Source organism: Lelliottia sp. RD5 (genome assembly GCF_056032945.1).
In genome coordinates this window covers 148,850-162,811 of record NZ_JBVYHQ010000002.1, presented here as the reverse complement: position 1 = coordinate 162,811, position 13,962 = coordinate 148,850, and the positions used below count along the sequence as shown (strand labels likewise).

11 protein-coding genes and 1 other RNA gene are annotated in these 13,962 nt (G+C 52.2%); 1 reads left to right on the top strand and 11 read right to left on the bottom strand.

The genetic code is table 11. The annotated features are described in order from the left end of the window. The first annotated feature begins 1 nt into the window (after position 1). Entirely contained in the window at positions 2 to 703 is a 702-nt protein-coding gene (locus AC0LWE_RS08520; protein WP_202668380.1) for a pirin family protein, read from the top strand. A 46-nt stretch (positions 704 to 749) separates the two neighbouring features. On the opposite strand, the gene AC0LWE_RS08515 is transcribed toward AC0LWE_RS08520, so the two are convergent. The 11 genes from AC0LWE_RS08515 to AC0LWE_RS08465 all read right to left on the bottom strand — a co-directional run bounded on the left by AC0LWE_RS08515 (position 750) and on the right by AC0LWE_RS08465 (position 13,833). After that, positions 750 to 1,160 carry a Spy/CpxP family protein refolding chaperone gene (locus tag AC0LWE_RS08515; protein ID WP_202668379.1) on the bottom strand — a complete coding sequence of 137 codons (411 nt, stop codon included), beginning with the start codon at positions 1,158 to 1,160 and terminating at the stop codon, positions 750 to 752. A 190-nt stretch (positions 1,161 to 1,350) separates the two neighbouring features. After that, on the bottom strand, positions 1,351 to 3,645 hold the full coding sequence (pflB, locus tag AC0LWE_RS08510) for a formate C-acetyltransferase (protein ID WP_219347352.1): 2,295 nt from the start codon (positions 3,643 to 3,645) through the stop codon (positions 1,351 to 1,353). A 15-nt stretch (positions 3,646 to 3,660) separates the two neighbouring features. Then, the gene (gene tdcD / locus AC0LWE_RS08505; RefSeq protein ID WP_219347351.1) at positions 3,661 to 4,869 is read right to left on the bottom strand and encodes a propionate kinase; all 1,209 of its coding nucleotides are present in this window, start codon (positions 4,867 to 4,869) and stop codon (positions 3,661 to 3,663) included. A 30-nt stretch (positions 4,870 to 4,899) separates the two neighbouring features. Beyond that, entirely contained in the window at positions 4,900 to 6,231 is a 1,332-nt protein-coding gene (gene tdcC / locus AC0LWE_RS08500; protein WP_059177390.1) for a threonine/serine transporter TdcC, read from the bottom strand. 13 nt (positions 6,232 to 6,244) lie between these two features. Then, positions 6,245 to 7,234, bottom strand: coding sequence for a bifunctional threonine ammonia-lyase/L-serine ammonia-lyase TdcB (gene tdcB, locus AC0LWE_RS08495; RefSeq protein WP_059177389.1), 990 nt, complete (start codon positions 7,232 to 7,234; stop codon positions 6,245 to 6,247). Between the two features lie 97 nt (positions 7,235 to 7,331). Then, the gene (gene tdcA / locus AC0LWE_RS08490; protein ID WP_059177388.1) at positions 7,332 to 8,270 is read right to left on the bottom strand and encodes a transcriptional regulator TdcA; all 939 of its coding nucleotides are present in this window, start codon (positions 8,268 to 8,270) and stop codon (positions 7,332 to 7,334) included. Between the two features lie 905 nt (positions 8,271 to 9,175). Further along, an RNA gene (gene rnpB / locus AC0LWE_RS08485) (RNase P RNA component class A) lies at positions 9,176 to 9,554 on the bottom strand. Between the two features lie 32 nt (positions 9,555 to 9,586). Then, a complete protein-coding gene (gene garK / locus AC0LWE_RS08480) occupies positions 9,587 to 10,732 on the bottom strand; it encodes a glycerate 2-kinase (RefSeq protein WP_059177387.1) in 1,146 nt (381 codons plus the stop codon). Positions 10,733 to 10,792: 60 nt separating this feature from the next. Next, the gene (gene garR, locus AC0LWE_RS08475) at positions 10,793 to 11,683 is read right to left on the bottom strand and encodes a 2-hydroxy-3-oxopropionate reductase (RefSeq protein WP_059177386.1); all 891 of its coding nucleotides are present in this window, start codon (positions 11,681 to 11,683) and stop codon (positions 10,793 to 10,795) included. A 29-nt stretch (positions 11,684 to 11,712) separates the two neighbouring features. Further along, positions 11,713 to 12,483 carry a 2-dehydro-3-deoxyglucarate aldolase gene (gene garL, locus AC0LWE_RS08470; RefSeq protein WP_219347350.1) on the bottom strand — a complete coding sequence of 257 codons (771 nt, stop codon included), beginning with the start codon at positions 12,481 to 12,483 and terminating at the stop codon, positions 11,713 to 11,715. Between the two features lie 15 nt (positions 12,484 to 12,498). Next, positions 12,499 to 13,833 (bottom strand): MFS transporter, encoded by a 1,335-nt coding sequence (locus AC0LWE_RS08465; protein WP_059177384.1) that lies wholly within the window; start codon positions 13,831 to 13,833, stop codon positions 12,499 to 12,501. Positions 13,834 to 13,962: the final 129 nt, after the last annotated feature.

Sequence of the window (13,962 nt, the reverse complement as noted above, 5' to 3'; positions counted from 1 at the left end):
TATGATTACGACAAGAACAGCAAAACAGTGCGGACAAGCCGATTTTGGTTGGCTGCAGGCCCGCTACACCTTTTCCTTTGGACACTACTTTGATCCCAAATTGCTCGGTTACGCCTCACTGCGCGTGCTGAATCAGGAAGTGCTCGCTCCGGGCGCGTCTTTCCAGCCACGTACGTATCCGAAAGTGGATATCCTGAATCTGATCCTCGAAGGTGAAGCAGAATATCGCGATAGCGAGGGCCATCACGTCCAGGCGAAAGCGGGTGAAGCGTTATTGATTTCAACCCAACCGGGCATAAGTTACAGCGAGCATAACCTCAGCAAAGATAAAACGCTGACCCGCATGCAGCTGTGGCTCGATGCCTGTCCAGAACGTGAAAATCCGGCCGTGCAGAAGATCAATCTGAGCGGCGAAAAGCAGCAAGTGATCGCCTCACCGGATGGGAGTCACGATAGCCTGCAACTTCGCCAGCAGGTATGGCTGCATCATATCGAGCTGAAGAAAGGGGAACAGGCGAGCTTCCAGCTTCACGGTCCACGCGCCTATCTGCAATCGATTCACGGCACGGTACATGCGCTGACGCACACGGAAGAGAAAGAAGCGCTCACCTGCGGTGATGGGGCGTTTATTCGCGATGAAGCGAATATTACGCTGGTCGCCGACACGCCGCTGCGCGCGCTGCTGATTGATTTGCCGGTTTAAGTCAGGGGCCGGGTTTGCGTAAGCTTTCCCGGCCAGCGCTGACAGCTTATCGGCTCATGGCCTGCGCGAACTGTGAGCGAACCTCAGCGCGCTGTTCCGGAGTCAGGATCTGGCTCACATCGAAGTAATATTTAATACGATAGTAACGCGCCTGCTCTTCAATATGGCTAAACGCAGCCAGCTGCTCTCTGACCGCTTTCTCATCCCATTTGCCTGACTGGATCACGTTAATCAAGGAGCCATTTTTTACGCTATCCGTTGGGATGTTAAAGACGTCGGCTTCTAGTTGCTTGTGCAGCGCTTTAATCTTCGTAATCTGATCGTTGTTGAGTTTCAGTTGCTGAACGAGGGGATCCTGAGCAGGCTCCGGCGCAGTTGCCACCTCTACCGCCTGCGCCACACCAGTAAAGCCCGCCAGAGTTATCGCCATCAGCGCGATACGGAAAATTTTTCTCATCTCACAATCCTTAATTATCTGTCAGTAAAAAACACGGGAAGTATTTTTCAATTACGGATGTCGATCTGTGATGAAGTATATAAACAATTTTGTATGTAAATCCGGAGAGGTCATATTTCTCACGACCTGGAGTGTTCTTGCGCACAAAAAAGCCCCCTTAGAGGAAGGGGGCTTGTCGGCTCGCCAGGCGTTAAATCGCCTGGGTGAAGGTCCGCGAAATCACGTCCTGCTGCTGCTCGCGAGTGAGCGCATTAAAGCGCACCGCGTAGCCTGAAACGCGGATGGTCAGGTTCGGGTAATTCTCCGGATGCTCAATCGCATCCATCAGCATTTCGCGGTTCATCACGTTAACGTTCAGATGCTGTCCGCCTTCAATGGACGCCTCATGGTGGAAATACCCATCCAGCAGCCCGACCAGGTTGGTTTTGCGCACGCCCTCATCTTTGCCCAGCGCCTGCGGCACGATAGAGAACGTATACGAAATCCCGTCTTTGGCGTAGGTGAACGGCAGTTTCGCCACCGACGTTAGCGACGCCACCGCCCCTTTGCGGTCACGCCCGTGCATCGGGTTCGCCCCAGGCGCAAACGGTGTGCCGCCGCGGCGTCCGTCCGGCGTATTGCCGGTCTTCTGTCCGTACACCACGTTAGAGGTGATGGTCAGTATCGACTGGGTAGGCACGGCGTTGCGATAGGTTGGCAGCGCCTGAATTTTCTTCATAAAGCGCTCAACGAGGTCACAGGCGATGCTGTCCACGCGATCGTCGTTATTACCGTACTGCGGATATTCCCCGGTGATAACGAAATCCACCGCCAGACCGGTATGGTCGCGTACCGGCTGGACCGTCGCGTATTTGATAGCGGACAGCGAATCGGCTGCAACGGATAACCCGGCGATCCCGCAGGCCATAGTGCGATGCACGTCGCGGTCATGCAGCGCCATCAGCGAGGCTTCGTAGCTGTATTTATCATGCATATAGTGAATGAGATTCAGCGCGCTGATGTATTGCACCGCCAGCCAGTCCATGAAGTGATCCAGGCTCGCCATCACCGTGTCATAATCCAGCACATCGTCCAGCAGCGGCGCGGTTTTCGGCCCGACCTGGATTTTTAGCTTTTCATCCACCCCGCCGTTGATCGCATACAGCAGGATCTTGGCGAGGTTGGCGCGCGCCCCGAAGAACTGCATCTGCTTGCCAATCACCATCGGGCTGACGCAGCAGGCAATGGCGTAATCATCGCTGTCAAAGTCGGTTCGCATCAGATCGTCGTTTTCGTACTGCAACGATGAGGTGGCAATCGACATTTGCGCGGCATATTTTTTAAAAGCAATCGGCAACTCTTCTGACCACAGGATCGTCAGATTCGGCTCCGGCGCAGGCCCCATCGTGTTCAGTGTATGAAGATAGCGGAACGATGATTTACTCACCAGCGTGCGGCCATCCCGCCCCATGCCACCGATCACTTCCGTCGCCCAAATCGGATCGCCAGAGAAAAGCGTGTCGAATTCCGGGGTACGCAGGAAGCGCACCATGCGGATCTTCATGATGAAATGGTCGATCAGCTCCTGCGCCTGGATCTCATTCAGGCGTCCTGCCTGCATATCGCGCTCAATATAAATATCGATAAATGTCGCCGTGCGACCGAGCGACATCGCCCCGCCGTTTTGCGATTTCACCGCGGCCAGATAGGCAAAGTACAGCCACTGCACCGCTTCCTGTGCGTTCATGGCTGGACGCGAGAGATCAAAGCCGTAGTTCGCCGCCATCTTCTGAATTTGCAGCAGCGCGCGGCGGTGCTCAGACAACTCTTCGCGCAGGCGGATCGTGGCTTCAAGATCGTCGCCACGCTCCATTTTCGACTGGAGATCGGCAAACTGCAGTTCGCGCTCGCGTACCAGATAGCTGATGCCATACAGCGCCACGCGGCGGTAATCACCAATAATACGCCCGCGACCGTAGCCATCCGGCAAGCCGGTGAGCACACCCGATTTACGGCAGCGCATCATATCCGGCGAATAGACGTCAAATACGCCCTGGTTATGTGTTTTACGCAGATGCGTGAACAGATATTCGAACTGCGGATCCATTTCACGTCCGTAGGCCTCGAAGGAGCTGCGGATCATGTTGATCCCGCCGTACGGATGCAGCGCGCGCTTCAGCGGTTTATCCGTCTGCAAACCCACGACAGTTTCGAGATCCTTGTCGATATAACCAGGCGCATGAGCGGTGATGGTGGTGGCGACGTTCAAATCGAAATCGACCGGCGCATGCGTGGCATTTTCCTGTCGAATACCGTCCATCACTTTGTGCCACAGCGCCGTCGTAGCAGGCGTCGCCTGCGCAAGGAAGGATTCGTCGCCTTCGTATGGGGTATAGTTGTGCTGAATAAAATCACGCACATCGATCGTGTTTTGCCATTCATTAGTGCGAAACCCGGCCCACGCGTCGCTGTACGGCGTCGCGCTGATATCTATATTAACCTTCATGATTTTCTCTCTGTATCAGGCGTAAACAGCGGCTGAATGAACCTTTCCAAGACGAATGGCATCCAGCGCGATCATTTTTTCTTCGTTAGTGGGGATGACGGCGCACGGCACACATGAATCATCCGTCGTGATGATTCGTTCGCCAGTGCTGCCCGGTAGGGCATTTTTCAGCAGATCCAATGTGATGCCGAAAACCTTCAGGCGATCCGTCACCAACTGGCGAATCAGCGTTGAGTTCTCACCAATGCCGCCGGTAAAGACCACGCCGTCCAGACGGTGCAGCGACGCGGCGTGCCCGGCAATATGCCGCGCGATGCGATGCACAAACGTCTCAATCGCTAATCGCGCGCGCTCGTGCCCGTCATGCCACGCTTTTTCCAGCGTACGCAGATCGGAAGAGAGGCCCGAGATCCCCAACAGGCCAGACTCTTTGTTCACCACGCGTTCCAGATCGTCCAGGGTCTGGCCGGTCTGTTGGGCAATCCACGCCATCGCGCCAAAATCCACATCGCCGCAACGCGTGCCCATTAGCAGCCCTTCCAGCGGCGTCATACCCATTGAGGTATCAACACTTTCACCGTTACGCACGGCGCAAATGGATGCGCCATTGCCGAGGTGAGCAATCACCAGGCCGCTGTCGTGCTGTGGAATATTCAGCAAGGAATACGCCTGCTGGGCGACGTAACGATGTGACGTGCCGTGGAAACCGTAACGACGCACGCCCAGCTCTTCGAAATAGCGGTACGGTAAGCCGTATAAATATGCCTGCGGCGCTAGCGTCTGGTGGAAACTGGTATCAAAGACCGCCACCTGCTGGACGCCCGGGAAAAGATGCTTTGCCGCTTCCACGCCGCTGAGGTTGGCGTAGTTGTGTAGCGGGGCCAGCGGGGAAATCTCACGAATCTGGTCGATGACCTCGTCAGTGATCGGGGTGGACTCACTGAACACGCTGCCACCGTGAGCGATACGGTGGCCAATTAAGGCCACGCTGCCCATCAAATCGCGCGCTTCCAGTTCCAGGGCGATGGCAGCCAGCGCCCCTTCGTAGTCCTTGCGAGCCAGCGATGCTGGCTCGCCCCCGTTCACGGATATAAAGGCGTTTTCCGTGTTAACACCATCCGCGATGCCGGTGATCAGCGCCTCACAGCTTGCCGCATCAAGCACCGAAAACTTCACAGAAGACGATCCACAGTTAATGACCAGTACAACCGGAAACTCAATCATGTCTTTACTCCGCTCTTCCTGAGCAATAAATCAGAACAGTTTGTAAACGATATTCAGAATGGTCAGCAGACCAACCGCGGTAACGAACAGGTTCTCGGTTCTGCCTCTGAACTTCGCCAGCGCAGGGACTTTACGAATGGCGAACATCGGCAGCAGGCATAGCAGAGAAGCAATAATCGGCGCGCCCATGGCTTCGATAAGGTCGAGAATGTTCGGGTTGGCGTAAGCAACGATCCAGGTCGAGCCCATGATAAAGATCATGCTGATGGTGTTCAGTTTGCCGACGGAGACTTTCTTTTTATCGCCTTTGTAGCCGAACTTCAGCACCAGGCCGTTCAGCCCTTCCAGCGTGCCCAGATAGTGGCCGAAGAAGGATTTGAAAATGGCGACCAGCGCGATGATCGACGCGCCGTATTCCAGCACGGTGGCGAATGTCGATTTGGTGCCTGACATCGTGGCGAAGTGGTTTGCCAGGTAAGAAAGTACCGGAATGTTCTGTGCTTTGGCCTCTGCCATGTTCTGCGGAGAGAGCGTAAACAGGCAGCTAAAGGCGAAGAACATCACCACGGCGACCATCAGCATGCTGGCGCGGCCGATGATTTTGGAACATTTCTGCTCGGTAAATTCTTTACCAAACTCGCCTTCGTACTCTTCCCGCTTCGACACCACAAAAGAGGAGACGATCGGTGAGAAGTTAAAGGAGAAGACCATAATGGAAATCCCCAGCCAGACGGTGACCAGAATGCCGTCATGCCCGGTGAAGGAGAGATCGCTCATGCTGACCTGGTCGATCACCGCCGAGTTCCAGTAAGGAATCAACGACAGGGAAATCAGAATCAAGCTGGCAATAAACGGGAACACCAGGAAACTCATCACCTTGACCATCAGGTCTTTACCAAACCAGATTACAAACGCCATCAGCAACAGGAGGAACAGGGCCACAAAGCCACGGTTCAGCGCAGGCATCTGGAGCTGGTTTTCCCAGAAAGTCATAAAGGTGTTAGTAATGGTGACGCCGTAAATCCACAGCAAAGGGCAAATGGCAAAGAAGTAGAGGAAGGTGATCACCACGCCACCGGTTTTACCGAAATGCTCTTCTACCGTCTCGGTGATATTGCCCGATGGATTGCTGCCGGACAGACACAAGCGCGCCAGTGCACGGTGGCAATAAAAGGCAATTGGGTATGCCAATAACAGCATCAGTAAGATGGGGATCAGCCCGCCAAAACCGGCGCGAATAGGGAAGAATAAAACGCCCGCGCCGATGGCAGTACCAAACAACCCCAACGTCCAGGTCGTATCTGATTTTCGCCAGGACGTTGTTTTTGTCTGACTGACAATAATACTTTCAGTATTGCTCATAATCTGTCCTTATTTATGCGTCGACGAGACCGGTAATTTGGGAAACGCGTGAAAGATCGATATTACCACCGGAAATAATACTGACTGTTTTCCGTCCCTGAATATAATGATCCAATTTTCCACTTAATAATGCGGCGGTCGCCAGTGCACCCGCGCCTTCGGTCACGACTTTATTGCGTTGAATAAGCGCCACCATGCTGTTACGAATATCGTCTTCACTCACCAGGACAATGTCATCGACTAATTCACGTACAATTTCAAATGTTAATTTCCCTGGACGAGAAACATCACAGCCGTCAGCTAAGGTGCTTGTCGTTCGATGGTTGGTTATTTCACCGGCATAATATGATGCCGCCATTCCATGAACATTTTCGGATTGCACACCGATAATGTTAATTGTGGGGTTAATAGATTTTATGGCGGTAGCAATACCGGCAATTAACCCGCCGCCGCCAATAGGCACAATCACATTATCGACGTCGTATAAATCCTCGAGGATCTCAAGACCAATCGTTCCCTGCCCGGCAATCACCAGCGCATCATCGTAAGGTGGAATAAAGATGCGTCCTTCCATCTCCACGATTTCACTGACTTTAGCGATGGTGTCGTTGAAGTTATCGCCATGCATGATCACTTCAGCCGAGTAGTCACGGGTCGCGGCCACTTTGGATTTTGGCGCCCCCATCGGCATTACCACTTTGCCGTCGATACCCAGCATAGCGCAGGAAAGGGAGACACCCTGAGCATGGTTTCCTGCTGAACAGGCCACCACGCCTTTACGTCGTTCCGCTTCAGTCAACGAACTTAATTTATTAAATGCTCCGCGGATTTTAAATGAACCCGTGCGTTGCATGTTTTCAAATTTCAGGAATATTTCACCTTTGCAACGCTCGCTAAGATAATTAGAACGTGGCATACCTGTTTTATATATTTTGCCAGCCAGTCGTTTTCGAGCGGCTTGTATGTCTTCAATCGTCACCGGAAGATCGTAAGTAATGTGCATATAATCCTCTTTATAATAATATGATATTTTAAGCAAAGCCTGGGTGTCGACGCTTATAGAAATCGCCGTATAGTTAAAAATTTAAAAGTTGAGTACGTTATTCTGTTATGACAAATTGCTTTCGCCTTTCACTGTTTTGCGCAGAGTATTGCTTCGCTAACTCCACTAATACCGAAGCGGATTTTTTAATACGATAATTTTTTGACCATACTGCCGCATAGCGTGCGACAGGTAATTTTTCTTCCACAGGGAGCACGATAAATTGATCGGAGCCAAAGGGAGCGATCATGTCACGGGGAATAACGGTGAGATAATCAGCGTTAAGCACCAGGTTATAAATAGTGACAACGGAATCAGTCTGAACGATGTTTTCGATGCTGATGTGGTTATTCTGGAGGGTAGTGAGTAATTCTTTGTAATAGCCCATATCGGTTTGCGGCATCACCCACTGCTCGTGCGTGAGCGATGCCAGGGTTGTCGGGCCGGTGCACGTTCGTGATTTGCTGGCCACCAACACAAATTCGGATTCAAACAGTGGCTCTACGTGCAAATCCTGCAGGAGCATTTCATCACTGAGCGTTCCGATAGCAAAATCCAGCCGCCCATCGCGAATCGCGGGCAAAAATGAAGAGAGCTGCGCTTCAAACATCGAGACTCGCGCTTTTGGGAACACTTCCTTGAATTTTTTGAGCATGCTCGAGAGGAAGGTAAAACCGATTAACGACGGATAACCGAACGACACGTCGATGACGGTGCTGAAGCTCAGGCTGTTCATCTCGCTGACCATGTTCTTCATTTCGCGGGTGATGGATTCTGAGTAAGCCAGTAGCGTTTGCCCGGCGCTGGTGAGCTTCACGCCCGTGTTTTTGCGCACAATCAGTTCGACGCCAAAGTAAGATTCGACATCGTTGATAATTTTGCTGACTGCTGGCTGCGTAAGGCCGAGCTGACGGGCGGCAGAACCAATGGATCCACTTTTAATGACTTCCTGAAATACAACGAGGTGTTGCGTTTTCGGTAGAATAATAGTGTTCATTATATTCTGCTCTTATTTCCGTATCCCGATGCATAATTGTACCCATTAATGATGAATGAGGGATGTGCTGTTACTCACAAATTACTTTTCAACCGAGTTCACTCACTCCAAAAAACCAATTTAAAATCATAATTATCAACAAGTTACAATTATATCAATCGTTATATTGCCTGATATTGATCAACTAAATTGCCAGAGATAATTTTATTTTATGGGGATAACCAAGGTGTAGTTATGGAAATTATCAACCAGGAATAAAGGCTATATTTCAGACAATTAAAGTTTAATAATTAATCGTTAATCCGATTAAACAATTTTATGGTTTATCAAATAAAATTATAAAATTAGGTTTTGATAAGTGGAAAGAGTAGAACGCGTCACACATTCACATGCTAAATGTATTGAATCTGAAATTATCATTAATGAATAAGAAAAAACTCAGACACATAAAATACACAAAATTAACATCAGTCCAACACCAAGAAATTGCCATTTTGCAGTGTGTAATTTTGTGATTGAGATCGTTAACTTGTTCGATGGAGCAGGATTTAAATGAAAAGCAGTGAAATGTGCTTACTGTCGCAAATATGAGAATTCTTCTTGATGACTAACGAGTACCTTCTTACCCCCAGAAGCCCAAAACCACCCAAGCGGAGTTTTATAAAACGCTGAAACTGGTCGATAACCCGCTTTCTTTTGGGTAAAAGGTCATGGACAGTCATTCCTCTGCTGCCCCGATGACTCAAAAGCAAAAACCCCGCCGAAGCGGGGTTTTATAAGAGTTGAAGCTGACCGAAAAGCCGCTTTCTTTCATAAAGAGCGTCGTGGACAGTCATTCATCTGGTTGACTAGCTCATAGCAAAACGCCCTGCTCAGTTTGCACTGTGCGGGGCGTTTTGTTGAATGGTTGAAGCTGACCGATAAGCCGGGTTCTGTCGTGGACAGTCATTCATCTAGGCCAGCAATCGCTCACTGGCTCAAGCAGCCTACCCGGGTTCAGTACGGGCCGTACCTTGTGAACCCCTATTTGGCCTTGCTCCGGGTGGAGTTTACCGTGCCACGGACTGTTACCAGCCGCGCGGTGCGCTCTTACCGCACCCTTTCACCCTTACCTGATCCCGCTTGCGCGGGCCATCGGCGGTTTGCTCTCTGTTGCACTGGTCGTGGGTTTCCCCCCCAGGCGTTACCTGGCACCCTGCCCTATGGAGCCCGGACTTTCCTCCCCTCCGCCCGTCTCCCCCCGAAAGGGGACGACGACGAAGCGGCGACTGTCTGGTCAGCTTCGGCGCGAAGTATAGAGGGTTTGCGCGCCGCTGTCACCCTTGCGTGCGCATCCCCACCTGCAAAGTTGCGGCGATATTACGCGAAGACCGATAAATATTGTCATAGGCCCCACGGAATGCCTCTTCCAGCGAGCCAATACTGTTCAGCACGCTAAATACGGCATCGATACCATATTGATGCACAACACCAACATCAGGGGTCAAACTGCCCGCAATACCGATAACGGGTTTATGGTATTTTTTGGCGACATTCGCCACACCCACAGGCACTTTTCCGTGGATACTCTGGCTGTCGAGGCGGCCCTCGCCGGTCAACACCAGGGTGCAATCGTGGATATGTTCTTCCAGGTTCAATGCCTGGGTGACAATCTCAATCCCGCTGCGCAATTCTGCACCCAGGAACGCCATCAGAGCCGCGCCCATACCGCCTGCGGCACCCGAACCGGGCACGTTTTTAACGTCGATATGCAGAGACTGCTTAATGACGTCCGCGAAATGACTAAGATTTTTATCCAGCTCAACAATTTTCGCTTCGTCGGCCCCTTTTTGCGGGCCAAAAATACGCGAGGCCCCGTGTTCACCCACCAGCGTATTGGTCACATCGCAGGCCACGCGGATAGTGCAGTCTTTCAGACGCGGATCCAGTCCGGACACATCAATGCTGTTGAGCGCCATCAGACTGCCGCCGCCAAAGGCAATCGCTTTGCCGTTCGCGTCACACAGTTTGGCCCCCAACGCCTGCATCATGCCGGCCCCACCATCGTTCGTGGCGCTGCCGCCAATACCGATAATGATATTTCGTGCGCCTTTATCCAGCGCATCCAGAATCAGCTCGCCCGTTCCACGCGATGTGGTGATCAGCGGATTGCGTTGTGCGGCAGGAACAAGCGCCAGACCGCTGGCAGCGGCCATTTCGATAATCGCCGTTGCGCCGTCGCCAGAAATCCCCCAGCAGGCTTTTACTTTTTCGCCCAGTGGCCCTGTGACAACCGCGTGTTGTTCTGTCCCTTGCGTGGCGGCAATCATGGCTTCGACCGTGCCTTCGCCACCGTCGGCGACAGGCACAGAAACATACTGAGCATCAGGAAATATTTCCCGAAATCCTTTTTCTATGGCCTGAGCTACCTCGGCGGCAGACAGGCTTTCTTTATAAGAGTCAGGGGCGATTACGATTTTCATAGTTGTAGCCTGTTACTGCACGCGGCAAAAATACCGGGCGCGTTCCCGCGCCCGTCTTTGTTAGCGAGTGACTTCCACTTTCGCCAGTTTTTCGTAGTAGCAAGCAATGGCGCTATGGTCGGCATTACCCAGGCCATCGGCACGCAGCGCCTGCATCATCTCCATCACCGCAGCGGTGAGCGGCAATTGCGCGCCGACGCCGTGCGAGGTATCCAGGGCGTTCGCCAGATCTTTGATATGCAGGTCGATACGGAAACCCGGCTTGAAATTGCGATCCATCACCATCGGCGCTTTGGCATCCAGCACGGTGCTTCCCGCCAGCCCGCCACGAATCGCCTGATACACCAGATCCGGGTTAACACCCGCTTTGGTGGCCAGGGTCAGCGCTTCGGACATCGCAGCGATGTTCAACGCCACAATCACCTGGTTTGCCAGCTTGGTGACGTTGCCCGCACCGATATCACCGGTGTGCACAACGGAACCGGCCATGGATTTCAACAGGTCGTAATATTTGTCGAACGTGCCTTTATCGCCGCCTACCATCACGGACAGCGTTCCGTCGATGGCTTTTGGCTCTCCGCCGCTGACCGGTGCATCCAGCATTTCTACGCCTTTCGCTTTTAGCGCATCGCTGATTTCGCGACTCGCCAGTGGCGCAATAGAACTCATGTCGATCAGCACCAGGCCCGGTTTCGCGCCTTCGATCAGGCCGTTCTCACCCAGCGCCACTTCTTTGACGTGCGGGGAGTTTGGCAGCATGGTGATCACGACATCGCACTGCTCAGCAATCGCTTTTGCGGTAGTGGCCGTTTCTGCGCCAGCGGCAATCAACTCAGCAATCACTTCTGGATTACGGTCAGAAACCACCAGCGAGTAACCGGCCTTGATGAGGTTTTTACTCATTGGTTTACCCATGATACCCAGGCCAATAAAACCAACTTTCATTGTCATAATTGCGTCTCTCTTTATCTCAGTGGTGGTTATTTTTTAAAGGAATCGGCGAGCTTCTGCGTGGCAGAGCGGAACACGCCAAGGTCACTGCCGACGGCAACAAATGTTGCGCCCCATTCCAGGTAACGACGGGCGTCCGCTTCAAGAGGTGCAAGGATGCCGCTCGGCTTGCCGTGCGCTTTTGCACGTTCAAAAATGTGCTGAATAGCGCGTTGCACTTCCGGATGGTTGGCATTGCCGAGATGTCCGAACGCCGCCGCCAGGTCGCTTGGGCCAACAAAGATGCCGTCTACGCCGTCAGTTGCCGCGATAGCATCAACGTTATCCACGCCGTGCTGGCTCTCGATCTGCACCAGAATCGTGATGTTCTTGTTGGACTGCGCAAAGTAATCCGGCACGGTGCCAAACATATTGGCGCGATGAGAAACCGATACGCCGCGAATACCTTCCGGCGGATAGCGGGTAGACGCCACGGCCTGAACCGCCTCTTCCACACTTTCCACGAACGGGATCAGGAAGTTATAGAAACCGATATCCAGCAAGCGCTTGATGATCACCGGCTCATTCGTCGGCACGCGTACCACCGGCGCGCTGTGGCTGCCCTTGAGCGCCATCAGCTGCGGGATGAAGGTGGTGATATCGTTCGGCGCATGTTCGCCGTCCAGCACCAGCCAGTCGAAACCGGCCAGACCAAGCACTTCGGTGCTGATGGGGCTTGCCAGCGCAGACCAGCAGCCAATCTGAATCTCTTTCGCCGCCAGGGCCGCTTTAAACTTGTTCGGGAAAATCTCGTTACTCATCGCTTATACCTTCAATTATTTCTGCAATTCCATACGTTTAATGTCGCCTACTACGAACAGGTAGCAGAACATCGCCATCAACGCAGAGCAGCCAACGAAGACCAGAGCCGCATTGAATGAATGCAGTTCACTTACCAGATAGCCAATCACCAGCGGGGTGACAATCGACGCCACGTTACCGAAGACGTTGAACACGCCACCGCACAGGCCCACAATCTCTTTTGGCGCGGTATCAGAAATCACTGGCCAGCCTAGTGCACCAAAACCTTTACCGAAGAACGCCAGGGCCATCAGAGCAATGACCAGGACAGTGTTGTCGGTGTAGTTGCACAGGATAATGGATGAAGCCAACAGCATTCCGAGCACAATCGGCAACTTACGCGCCAGAGTAATCGACTTACCGCTTTTAATCAGATGATCTGAGAACACGCCGCCCAGCACTCCGCCTGCAAAACCGCACAGAGCAGGGATAGACGCCACCAGGCCGACTTTCAGAATCGACATGCCCTTTTCCTGCACCAGATAAATCGGGAACCAGGTAAGGAAGAACCAGGTGATGGTGTTGATAAAGTATTGACCAAAAAATACGCCGAGCATCATGCGGTTGGTCAATAACTGTTTGATGTAATGAAGCTTTGGACCACTCGCCGCTTTATCGCCTGGCTTTTTATGGTCCATATCGACCACCGCGCCACCGTCGGTGATGAACTTCAGCTCTTCAGCCGACATACGTGGATGATCGGTTGGGTTGTGAACAAACTTGACCCACATCCCGGTCAGCACAAAGCCAATAACGCCCATCACGGTAAAGACGTGTTCCCAGCCCCACGCAAAGGTCAACCAGCCCAGCAGCGGCGAGAACAGCGCCAGCGAGAAATACTGTGCAGAGTTGAAAATGGCGGATGCCGTCCCACGCTCTTTCGTCGGGAACCAGGCCGCAACGATACGGGCATTAGCCGGGAAAGACGGTGCTTCGGAGAAGCCCAGCATAAAGCGCATGATGAACATCGAGATGCCTGCCCACGCCAGCGGCACGAAATCGACGAAACCTTGTAAGAACGTAAACAAAGACCAGAAGAACAGGCTATAGGTGTAGACTTTCTTCGAGCCAAACTTGTCGAGCAACCAGCCGCCAGGGATCTGCATCAGCAGATACGCCCAGCCAAACGCAGAGAAGATATACCCCATCGATACCGCGCTTAACTGCAGCTCTTTCGCAACTTCGGTCCCGGCAATAGAAAGTGTCGCGCGGTCAGCGTAGTTAACCGCCGTGACAATAAAAATAATCAGTAATATTAAATGACGGGTATGAATACCCTTTTTTGTTTCTACAGCAGTATCTAGTGACATATTTATTTCCTCGGGCACATCGATGTTGGTTTTTTTATTATTTTGAGAGAAATCTATACTGATTATTATCGATAGCAGGCAATATCAGTTAATTAACCAGATGCAATGAAATCGTGATTAAGTATAGAC

Coding starts and splice junctions, on each gene's coding strand:
- pflB (WP_219347352.1), bottom strand. CDS start 3,645: ATGAAGGTTAATATAGATATCAGCGCGACGCCGTACAGCGACGCGTGG.
- AC0LWE_RS08515 (WP_202668379.1), bottom strand. CDS start 1,160: ATGAGAAAAATTTTCCGTATCGCGCTGATGGCGATAACTCTGGCGGGC.
- tdcA (WP_059177388.1), bottom strand. CDS start 8,270: ATGAACACTATTATTCTACCGAAAACGCAACACCTCGTTGTATTTCAG.
- tdcC (WP_059177390.1), bottom strand. CDS start 6,231: ATGAGCAATACTGAAAGTATTATTGTCAGTCAGACAAAAACAACGTCC.
- AC0LWE_RS08520 (WP_202668380.1), top strand. CDS start 2: ATGATTACGACAAGAACAGCAAAACAGTGCGGACAAGCCGATTTTGGT.
- tdcB (WP_059177389.1), bottom strand. CDS start 7,234: ATGCACATTACTTACGATCTTCCGGTGACGATTGAAGACATACAAGCC.
- garR (WP_059177386.1), bottom strand. CDS start 11,683: ATGACAATGAAAGTTGGTTTTATTGGCCTGGGTATCATGGGTAAACCA.
- AC0LWE_RS08465 (WP_059177384.1), bottom strand. CDS start 13,833: ATGTCACTAGATACTGCTGTAGAAACAAAAAAGGGTATTCATACCCGT.
- tdcD (WP_219347351.1), bottom strand. CDS start 4,869: ATGATTGAGTTTCCGGTTGTACTGGTCATTAACTGTGGATCGTCTTCT.
- garK (WP_059177387.1), bottom strand. CDS start 10,732: ATGAAAATCGTAATCGCCCCTGACTCTTATAAAGAAAGCCTGTCTGCC.
- garL (WP_219347350.1), bottom strand. CDS start 12,483: ATGAGTAACGAGATTTTCCCGAACAAGTTTAAAGCGGCCCTGGCGGCG.